General features: G+C 67.8%; 4 protein-coding genes. All 4 read right to left on the bottom strand.

Annotation, left to right across the window (positions count from 1 at the left end; translation table 11 throughout):
- Positions 1–664: hypothetical protein (locus tag ACI6PP_RS23150; protein WP_421114112.1), on the bottom strand; the 664-nt coding region annotated here is incomplete at its 3' end.
- Entirely contained in the window at positions 664–1,395 is a 732-nt protein-coding gene (locus tag ACI6PP_RS23145) for a DUF8175 domain-containg protein (RefSeq protein WP_421114111.1), read from the bottom strand. The genes ACI6PP_RS23150 and ACI6PP_RS23145, both read right to left, overlap by 1 nt.
- A gap of 42 nt (positions 1,396–1,437) precedes the next feature.
- A complete protein-coding gene (locus ACI6PP_RS23140) occupies positions 1,438–1,713 on the bottom strand; it encodes a conjugal transfer protein TrbC (RefSeq protein ID WP_421114110.1) in 276 nt (91 codons plus the stop codon).
- 37 nt (positions 1,714–1,750) lie between these two features.
- Positions 1,751–2,108: DUF6668 family protein (locus ACI6PP_RS23135; protein WP_421114109.1), on the bottom strand; the 358-nt coding region annotated here is incomplete at its 5' end.

The following is a 2,108-nucleotide window of genomic DNA, read 5'->3' as shown; positions in this document are numbered from 1 at the left end:
AGAGCACGAACGCGATCAGCCACGCGATCGACTTGGACCACCACTGCTTGCCCGCGGCCGTCGACGACGACGCCGCGGCCAGCGGGAGCACCGCCGCCAGGTAGACGATCATCGCGTTGCGCACGATCATCAGCACCAGCTGGATCAGCTGCGCGACGGCCATGACCAGGGCCAGCACCAGCAACAAGCCCGGGTTCGGGATCTTGGTCAGCACCGAGTTGCCCAGGTCGACGTCGGCCTGGGCGATGATCCAGTCGGCGAACAGGTCACCGACCTCGACGGCGGTCGTGATGAGCGTCGCCGCGATCGTGGTGGTGAGGATGACCCGAACCAGCGTCTCGCCCAGATCGCGCACGTGCTCGGCACGGGGCGACGTGGCCAGCTTGTAGGCGGCCACGAAGAACGCACCGACCATCGCGGCCAGCACGAAGAACGTCAACCGCTCAGACAGCCAACTCGTCGTCGACGCCGACGACTGCACATCGGGCGACGGAGCGTTCAACCACGCCGCCGTCAGATTCTTCACCGCCCACTCGGCGGCCTCGTTGAAGAAGTTCGCCACACCCTCCATTGCCGACTCACCTGCACTGCCGGCAGCGCTCTTCACCCCACCCTTGACGACTTCGCCGGCGCAAGCGATCGGGCTGAACGCGTCGCAGGCCATTAGCTACTGCCCCACGGGACATAGCGAGAGGGCGCACTCTCGACGCATCCGGAAGAGGTCGAGCCGTCAGAGCCGAGCCGCAGCTTCCAGTCGTCGTCCCGCCACTGAACCTCCTGGGAACAGGTGAACGACCTTCCCTGCTGAACCAAGTAGTAGCTGACGACGGCCTCGTCGTTCGAGTAGCTCTCAAGAACGAAGCCCTTGGTATCAGTGATCCCTTGGCCCTCGGGCTGCCCGGCCTGCAGCAACTGGTTCTGCCCGACACCAGGGACCGTCTGAGCGCGCACCACCGCGCTGAAATCGCTTGCTAGCCCCACGCGAAGACCAATGACCTGGGCAGCAACGACAGCTCCCGTAGGTGTGCGCGCGAAGCAGGACCATGCGCCTTGGGGGTCGCGGCGGCCGGGGCCGGCGGATTTGGAGATGGGGTAGGCCCAGCCATCGACGCGCTCGAAGGTGAGGTCGTCCGGTTGCTGGGTTGGTTCCTGGAGGCTGCCGCCGCGCAGGCCGCATGCAGAGTCGTAGGTCTCGCCTGCTGACGGGGCGGAGTCGCTCGGGCCGGGCGGGGCGCTGCTGGCGGTGGGTGTCGCCGGCTCGGACGCCGCGTCGGTGTCGCTGTCGGTGCTGCGCACGACGAGGAACGTCACCAGTGCAACGATCGCGATGAGAACCACTGCGGCGATCGTGAGACGCACGGGGGTCAGTGCGCGCCCATCGGGGTCGGGTGCCATCGCTGCTCCTGAAGGTGAAGTGATCTGAGGCCTGCGGGGTCCTCAGACTAGGAAGCCGACGAACGCCGAGGCGGTGCCGACTAAGACGCACGCGGCGGCGACGCCGCCGAGGGTGCCGAAGGACTCGCCGAGCTCACCGCGGCGAAAGGCGAGCGCCATCTTTCCGGCGGCGATCAGGACGCCGGCGACGCAAGCGGCGATGACAAGCCACATGCCGACGCCGAGGATGATGTTCACCTTGCTCTCGACGTCAGCGGGGACGCTCGGGGTGGGGTCGGGGACGGCGGTGAGGACGGTGGTCGTGATGCGATCGAACATGGTCAGTTCTCCCTGCTGGTGACTTCGGGGTGTGCTGTCAGGTGGACTTGGGTCGGGCGTCGGAGCCCGACACGAGGTTGGTGAGGCGGCCGGCGACGGCTGAGGCGGTCGGGTCCGCGACGTAGGGGTGTTCGCGCCACTGGCTCAGCCAGGGCACGGTGATCAGATGTGGGACCGCTGCCTGGGTCTCGGCGAGACGTCGGCGCAGCAGGTGGGGGAGCCGGCCTGGGGCGTCAGCGACGGCCACCAGAGCGACGACGTCAAGATCCGGTACGGATCTGGAGGCCCATTCCTGCAGCATTCGCCCGGCCGCGTTGAGGCCGGCGGTGTTGGTGCGGCATACCAGCGCCACCGCTGTGGGCCAGCCGAGGGCCGGGTCGGGCCATGTCGAGGTG

Source organism: Solicola agrisoli (assembly GCF_049059935.1).
Classification (GTDB): domain Bacteria; phylum Actinomycetota; class Actinomycetes; order Propionibacteriales; family Nocardioidaceae; genus JAURVT01.
This window is presented reverse-complemented; position numbering and strand designations above follow the sequence as displayed.

What these genes read in the sequence shown, in the direction of transcription:
- ACI6PP_RS23145 (WP_421114111.1), bottom strand. Translation starts at nt 1,395, where the DNA reads ATGGCACCCGACCCCGATGGGCGCGCACTGACCCCCGTGCGTCTCACG.
- ACI6PP_RS23140 (WP_421114110.1), bottom strand. Translation starts at nt 1,713, where the DNA reads ATGTTCGATCGCATCACGACCACCGTCCTCACCGCCGTCCCCGACCCC.